The organism is Sphingobacterium litopenaei, from assembly GCF_014692495.1.
Taxonomy (GTDB): Bacteria; Bacteroidota; Bacteroidia; order Sphingobacteriales; family Sphingobacteriaceae; genus Sphingobacterium; species Sphingobacterium litopenaei.
Genome location: NZ_JACOIJ010000060.1, coordinates 1 through 7,039, shown reverse-complemented (window position 1 = coordinate 7,039; position 7,039 = coordinate 1). Strand labels below are relative to the sequence as shown.

At 35.7% G+C, this 7,039-nt stretch carries 8 protein-coding genes; 5 read left to right on the top strand and 3 right to left on the bottom strand.

Translation table 11 applies throughout. The features are described 5' to 3' along the window. From H8B04_RS16485 to H8B04_RS16465, 5 genes are all read left to right on the top strand, one after another. Nucleotides 1–185, top strand: a 185-nt coding sequence (locus H8B04_RS16485) for a transposase (protein ID WP_223815480.1), incomplete at its 5' end; no start/stop codon positions are given. Between the two features lie 18 nt (nt 186–203). Continuing rightward, a complete protein-coding gene (locus H8B04_RS16480) occupies nt 204–791 on the top strand; it encodes an LOG family protein (protein WP_165292584.1) in 588 nt (195 codons plus the stop codon). Between the two features lie 13 nt (nt 792–804). Beyond that, nucleotides 805–1,548 carry an acyl-[acyl-carrier-protein] thioesterase gene (locus tag H8B04_RS16475; protein ID WP_190303038.1) on the top strand — a complete coding sequence of 248 codons (744 nt, stop codon included), beginning with the start codon at nt 805–807 and terminating at the stop codon, nt 1,546–1,548. A 53-nt stretch (nt 1,549–1,601) separates the two neighbouring features. Then, nucleotides 1,602–2,423 carry an SMP-30/gluconolactonase/LRE family protein gene (locus tag H8B04_RS16470; RefSeq protein ID WP_223815479.1) on the top strand — a complete coding sequence of 274 codons (822 nt, stop codon included), beginning with the start codon at nt 1,602–1,604 and terminating at the stop codon, nt 2,421–2,423. Nucleotides 2,424–2,492: 69 nt separating this feature from the next. Further along, the gene (locus H8B04_RS16465; protein ID WP_165292586.1) at nt 2,493–3,788 is read left to right on the top strand and encodes a UDP-N-acetylmuramoyl-tripeptide--D-alanyl-D-alanine ligase; all 1,296 of its coding nucleotides are present in this window, start codon (nt 2,493–2,495) and stop codon (nt 3,786–3,788) included. Here the strand turns inward: H8B04_RS16465 and H8B04_RS16460 are convergent. The 3 genes from H8B04_RS16460 to H8B04_RS16450 all read right to left on the bottom strand — a co-directional run bounded on the left by H8B04_RS16460 (nt 3,783) and on the right by H8B04_RS16450 (nt 6,581). Beyond that, a complete protein-coding gene (locus H8B04_RS16460; RefSeq protein WP_165292587.1) occupies nt 3,783–4,403 on the bottom strand; it encodes a trimeric intracellular cation channel family protein in 621 nt (206 codons plus the stop codon). The two genes, H8B04_RS16465 and H8B04_RS16460, sit on opposite strands and share 6 nt — an antisense overlap. A gap of 101 nt (nt 4,404–4,504) precedes the next feature. Further along, nucleotides 4,505–6,217: a M56 family metallopeptidase gene (locus H8B04_RS16455; protein ID WP_223815478.1), complete on the bottom strand. Its 1,713-nt coding sequence runs from the start codon at nt 6,215–6,217 to the stop codon at nt 4,505–4,507. A 4-nt stretch (nt 6,218–6,221) separates the two neighbouring features. Next, on the bottom strand, nt 6,222–6,581 hold the full coding sequence (locus tag H8B04_RS16450; protein ID WP_165292589.1) for a BlaI/MecI/CopY family transcriptional regulator: 360 nt from the start codon (nt 6,579–6,581) through the stop codon (nt 6,222–6,224). Nucleotides 6,582–7,039 lie beyond the last annotated feature (458 nt).

Below are 7,039 nucleotides of genomic sequence, written 5' to 3'. Positions count from 1 at the left end.
GGACTTGCGAAAATGGACACGTTTTAGACCGTGATTTAAACGCTGCAAAAAACATTCTGAAAGAAGGATTAAAAATAATATCGTCAGGAACTGGCGATTACACGGGCGGAGACTCAAATAAGACTTTAGCAACAAAGCACAAGTCTGTGAAGCCCGAAGCCCATTTGTCTTTAGCAAATGGGTAGTTCACTTAGATTTGTGGTATGAGATTCAAAAGTATAGCCGTTTTTTGTGCATCAAGTCCAGGCTTTGATGCGGTATGGACGCAGAGAGCTTATGGGGTAGGGGAATTTTTGGCTACCCAAAATATTACATTAGTATACGGTGGCGGTCGTGTTGGATTAATGGGGGCTGTTGCAGATGGCGCCTTAGCCAATAACGGTAAAGTGGTTGGGGTAATTCCTCATTTTTTGAATAGTAAAGAAATAGGGCATTCGGGCGTGACTGATTTGATTGCGGTGGACAATATGCATCAGCGCAAAACTTTGATGAATGATCTGAGTGAAGCTTTCATAGCCCTTCCGGGAGGATATGGTACAATGGAGGAAGTATTTGAAGTAATTACTTGGGGACAATTGGGATTACATCAAAAGCCGGTGGGGTTGCTAAACATTAATGGTTTCTATGATCATTTGATTGCTTTTCTGCAAAATATGGTAGATGTCGGACTTTTGAAAAAGCAGAATCAAGAAATGCTTTTAGTAGGGAATACTATTGAAGAGCTTTTAGAAAAAATGAATTCATATGTGGCACCAGCTGTGCCAAAGTGGTTAAGTAAAGAAAATAGTTAAAAGGAGGGAAGGAATGCCATTATCAGCAGATTTTAAATCTATTCATTACAAAAATTGGGAAGTTTATTTTTCCCAATGCTATCCCAATGGTGCTATAAAATTACCTGAACTGGCTAATATTCTTCAATTGACAGCTGCTGAACATGCCGATCTGGGTGGAGTAGGTTTCGATGATTTATCCAAGTATGACCAATCTTGGGTAATGAATCGTATGCGTATTGAGATAGGAGAATTGCCGAATTTCTCCCAAGAGATTGAAGTCAAAACATGGATAGAAGAATTAAAAGGATTCAAATCGACGCGTAACTTTGAGGTTTCACGTGAAGGAAAGAAATTATTAGGTATTTCCTCGCTTTGGGCAATTTTCAATATGAAACTCCGAAGACCCGATGCGTTACAGTTTGATACTTCTTATGTAGAGCAGTTTCCAGATATTCACGCAACCGAAATTACCAATCAACGTGTTGATTTGTCTTTCGAAGTATCTGAAATCTTTGAGCAGACAGTACAATTTTCTGATTTGGATATTGTAAATCACGTGAATAATACCAAATATTTGGAATGGTGTATCAACTATATCGACCCGATGCTAATATTGGGGAATAAAATAAAAGCTATTGATTTAAATTTTATCAAAGAATTAAGTCTTGGGGAAGCGATTACCATTCAAAAAGGAGTTTTTGATAATAAAATAGGATTTAAAATCTCAAAAGGCGAACAAATTTGCTTTGCCTGTGTTTTTGAAATAGAGAAGTAATCCTTCTTCAGAATTTTAATATCTTTAATCAACCATTTAAATAAACAGTCACTATGAAAAGAATGAATCTATTGCTAATAATCTGCTCTTTGCTGAGTGTTCAATTTGCTTTTGCGCAAACCAAAACCTTGGAAAAGCTTTGGGAAACCACTGAAGGAATTCATGTTCCTGAGTCCGTACTTTATCATGATGTAACTGATAAATTATATGTTTCATTAATTGGTCAAGGTGGCACCGATAAAGGCGAAATAGCTATATTAAATACCGATGGATCAGTGGAAGATCCACATTGGATTACAGGCTTGAATGCGCCTAAAGGCTTAGCTATTCACAAGGGATTATTGTACATAGCAGATGTGACGAAAGTTATCGTAGTAGATATTGTGACAAGCAATATTGTAGATGAGATGGTTGTGGAAGGCGCCACATTTTTGAATGATGTAACTGTGGATAATAACGGTATTGTATACATTTCGGATACTAGACAGAATAAAATCTTCCAATTGCGAAATGGTAAAATATCGGTGTTTTTGGACAGTGTTCCTTCTGTAAATGGTTTAAAATATTATAATGGAAAGCTGTTGGCTTTGGCTGGAAAGGAATTCTGGTCTATAGACGCGAATAAGCAAGTTACAGTGTTTACAAAAGCATTTGAACAAGGAGGTGATGGTTTGGAGCCTTTAGGGAATGGAAGTTTCATCGTTACGTGCTGGCCAGGTTTGATTTATCATGTTTCGGCAAAAGGTGATGTTGAAAAAATTCTAGATGTCCAAGGAAAGATGAATACGGCAGATTTGGGCTACAATCCCAAAGAGAATGTGATTTACATTCCTACATTCAATAGTAATAGTATCATCGCATACAAACTGAAATAATTATAAGGAGCTTTTGCTCCTTTTTTTGTTTATAAGATTACTACATTTGTTCTATAAAATATTGTTGTCATGCAAATCGAAAAACTTTACGACATCTATAAACAATACCCTTCCATTTCTACGGATACACGAAATATCGAGGATAATAGCATATTCTTTGCGTTGAAAGGCGCAAATTTCAATGGAAATGCTTTTGCAAGCCAAGCTTTAGAAAATGGTGCAACATATGTGGTGGTTGACGAAGCAGAGTTTGCGAATGGGGATCAATATATTTTAGTAGATGATGTATTGAAGGCATTGCAAGATTTAGCTTTATTTCATAGACATCAATTAAATATCCCTGTCGTAGGTATTACAGGTACGAATGGCAAAACCACCTCCAAAGAATTGGTGTATGCGGTATTGTCTCAACAATTTCGTACGTATGCTACGCAAGGAAATCTAAATAATCATATAGGGGTGCCGTTGACACTCTTGTCGATTGACGATTCTTACAAAATGGCAATTGTAGAAATGGGTGCCAATCATATTGGAGAGATAGAATTCTTATCCAATATAGCACGTCCAACTCACGGTTTTATTACGAATGTTGGTAAAGCTCATTTGGAAGGTTTTGGATCTTTTGAAGGCGTAAAGAAAACTAAAGGGGAGTTATATGATTTCATATCCCAAAGCGGTGGAACATTGTTCTTGCAAGCTGATAATGCGCATCTAGTAGAAATGGCGGGCCAACGAACTTTCACTAAAATAGTCAAATATGGCTTCTCCGATACCAATGCCATTGTAGGAAAACTGTTGATGGCGAATCCATATCTTTCTATTGCTTGGAAAGAAGGTGATAAGTCTGAATCTTACGAAGTATACACTCATTTGACAGGCTCATACAATACAGAGAATATCTTGGCGGCAATTGCTGTAGGTTTGGAATTTGGAATGAATCCTGCAACCATCAATGATGGAATAGCCTCGTATGTTCCTAAAAACAACCGTTCTCAAATAACAAAGACCTCTCGCAATGTCATTGTTGCAGACTTTTATAATGCTAACGCAAGTAGTATGGCAGCAGCATTGGACAATATGCAAGTGTTGACAGCAGATCACAAAGTGGTTATTTTAGGTGATATGTTTGAGCTAGGAGATGAATCTTTCGAAGAACATAAAGCCTTAGTGAATAAAGCAAAATCTTTAGGTTTTGAGCGATTAATCTTTGTAGGGAAAGAATTTTTCAAACACAAGGACGATTCAGCTGAATTTTACGAGACAACGGATGAGGCAAAAGCTGCGGTTTCCACTTTGAACGATAGTTTTATTCTATTAAAAGCGTCACGGGGAATGGCCTTTGAGCGATTATTGGAAGTACTATAATTGTTCCTCTTTTTTCATTTCGACTACAGGCAAGGATAGGTTATATTTTACGGATATAATTCGTATCAAAAATACCAATGATGCGCTTATAAAAGCATTCCAGCCGTTGTCAAAATTCCAGTAATTGAGCAGTACAAAGAGTAATGCGCCCGACAAACAGGCGGAGGCATATATTTCTTTGCGAAGGATTAAAGGTGTTTCATTGATTAATACATCACGTATTACACCGCCCATTGCCGCAGAAAACATACCCAACATTATGGCTGCGATACTGCTGGATTCGTAATCCAATGATTTTTGGGTACCTACTACTGTAAAAAAACCAATACCTATCGCATCAAATAAGGTGAAGGTTTTAGCTAGGCTGTAAAGCTGTTTGTTTGCGATTACAGAAATAAATACCCCAAAGAAAATAGCCAGTAAATAATTTCCGTCTTCTACCCACACAGGCCGAATATTTAAAAATATATCACGCAACGAACCTCCCCCAATTGCCGTAACGAAAGCCATGAAGGTTGAGCCAAATATATCTATGCCTTTTCGGTGCCCTGCCATAGCGCCCGAAATCGCAAAAACCATTGTTCCCAGAAGGTCGATAGCGTAGATGATATTCATAACGATATTCTTATTTAACAATTATACATAAAATCAGAGGTAAAAAGAAAGAGGAATCTATAATCATAGATTCCTCTTTCTCCGATAATCGGGTTAGCCTATTATTGTAATCCTTTTTGCTTTTTAAGGTTTTGAAGTTCCTTTTGGTATTTATCATGGATGGCTTTGAATTCTTCGGAATTATAGAAGTTGCCTATGTCTTCTAACTTCTTGATTTTATCCTGCCATTCAGGAGAATTAAATTTATCAGTTAATCGCTTCGACTGAATTTCAATTTTAGCAATCTTGTTTTTGAACTCTGGAGAATTGATTAGGTCTTCTACCTTTTTACTATTCTCTTCGATTTTTGTTATTTTTTCTTTCCATTCGGGAGAATTAAATTTCTCCTCTATCTTTTTAGCATTTTTTTCAATAACGATTATCTTATTCTTGAATTCCGGAGAGTTCAGATGTGTTTCAAAATCTCTAGCATTCAATTCAATTTTGGCTATTTTATCTTTCCATTCTTTAGAATTGAATTTTTGCTCAATTTCTTTGGCGTGTTCTTCTATTTTAAGAATCTTCTGTTTCCATTCTGGAGACTCAAAATGCTTTTCTAAGTCTTTACTATGTAACTCCATTTTTTTAGAAAACTCTTCTATTTCTTTTTCATCATCTAATACCGTAACTGTAGAATCTGTTTTAATGATAATTCTTTTCTCTTTTTTAAGGGGATTAGTAGTTTTCTTGGTAGTATCTTGTTTATTCGTTACAGTCTCTATTGTTTGTGAATAAGCGGTGATAGTTTCTGAATTTTTCTTAGGGGAAGTTTCCTTTGGTTGAGGATTCATCCATGCAATAAAGATAAAGGTAAGCGATGTACAAAGGATCGCCATTAATTGGTGCTTAAAAGCAGTATATTTTGTTTCCATGACTTTGTTGTTAATTCTTTTGATGCGACTGAATAAATCATATTTGTTATTGCCAGACAATGCTAAGGCAAGGGAAGTCTCATATTCTTGCCTTAATAATTCAATCTGTAATAATGTTCGTGCATAGTTTGCAGGATTAGCGATTGATGTAGTGACAAAATCATCGCAAGACTGTTCGCGCTCGATCTTGATATGTCTACTGATGAGCCATACAAAAGGGTTAAAGAATAAAATCGTTTCAATTGTAAGGAGTATTATATTGAAGAAATAGTCATTTCTTTTAATATGTGCTACTTCATGCAGTAAAATAGCTTCAGCGTCTGAGGTTGATATTTTATTAATGTAGGCTGTCGGAAAAATAATTAAAGGTTTTATAAATCCAATGGTAATAGGACTTGTAACGTATTCTGAAACCAACAGTTTTACTTTCGGAGAAATATTGTTCTCTAATATAATTTTGCCTAGCGCATTATTCCAGTGTTGTGGTAACGTTGCGGTTGAAGATTTTTTAATTCTATTAAGCAATTGAATACTTTTTGTACATAACAGAATTTGTACCACAATACCTACGGAATATAAAGCGACAATGTAGGGGAAGAGTTTGGTTATAGACCAGGTTTTGTTTTGTAAGTAGTCAAAATACAAAATCATTTGCTGCTGTTCAGAAATAGCAATCTCCCCAAAATTTATTGGGACTTGAAGATATTTGAGGAATGTGAATAAAAATGACCCGAATACTAACAACTGTGCGATGTAAGCAATCTTGTATTTTGCGTTGGATGTTATGCTATAAAATATCAGGAATATTCCAAAGAGTATAATATATATAGAGGCCCCTTGCCATAAAGAGTGTAGAATGCTCCACCCAATTGCGTTATTGATTAGTTGAACAATATTTTCCATGATGTTATTCTTGTAGATTGTCTAAATACTGCTTTATTAATTCTATTTCTTCTTTGCTTGCTTTATGATTACCCAAAGCTTGCATAATCAAACGGGATGTGTTTCCGTTGTAAACTGTTTCTATAAATCTATCCAAAAATTGATGCTGAATTTTTTCCTTACTAATACTAGCACTATATAAATGGCTTTTTGAGCTTGTGTCACGAGAGACCATCTGCTTGTCAAGCATTATTTGCATGAGTTTTAATATAGTTGTATAACCAACATCTTTTTTATCTAATGATTCGTACACTTCCCTTACTGTACTCGGTCCTTTTTTCCAAAGAACCTGTAATATTTCCATTTCGCTATCTGTAGGTTTCATTTTTAATTCTTAGATTATCTACGAATTTTTTCGTACATCAAATCTACGAAGAGTTTCGTATCTTCCAAATTCCATTGATTTTTTTAATAAAATTTAACACTTGGCAGGAAAGCCTTCATTGAAAGCTATTTTATCCCTCAATGCTCCAGCGACTTACCTTTATTCTCAAAAATAATTCTCAAAAACGCTTGGAAGTAGAGTAGAAACTTCCCTATCTTTGCACCACTCCGCAAGGGAGGAATGCTGGTAACAGCAGTGAAATACGAGGTTAGAAGCGGTTTCAACTGAGAAATCAGGGAAAACCATAAGCCATCCCTGACGGGAGGTAAACAAAAAAAACTTCAAATAAAATTTGCGGTTTAAAATAAAGTTTCTACCTTTGCAGTCCGACGGAAACGAAGGGAAAACAAAAAAAAGATAAGTACAGCAGTAATGCTCGAAATATAAGTCAAAGCGCG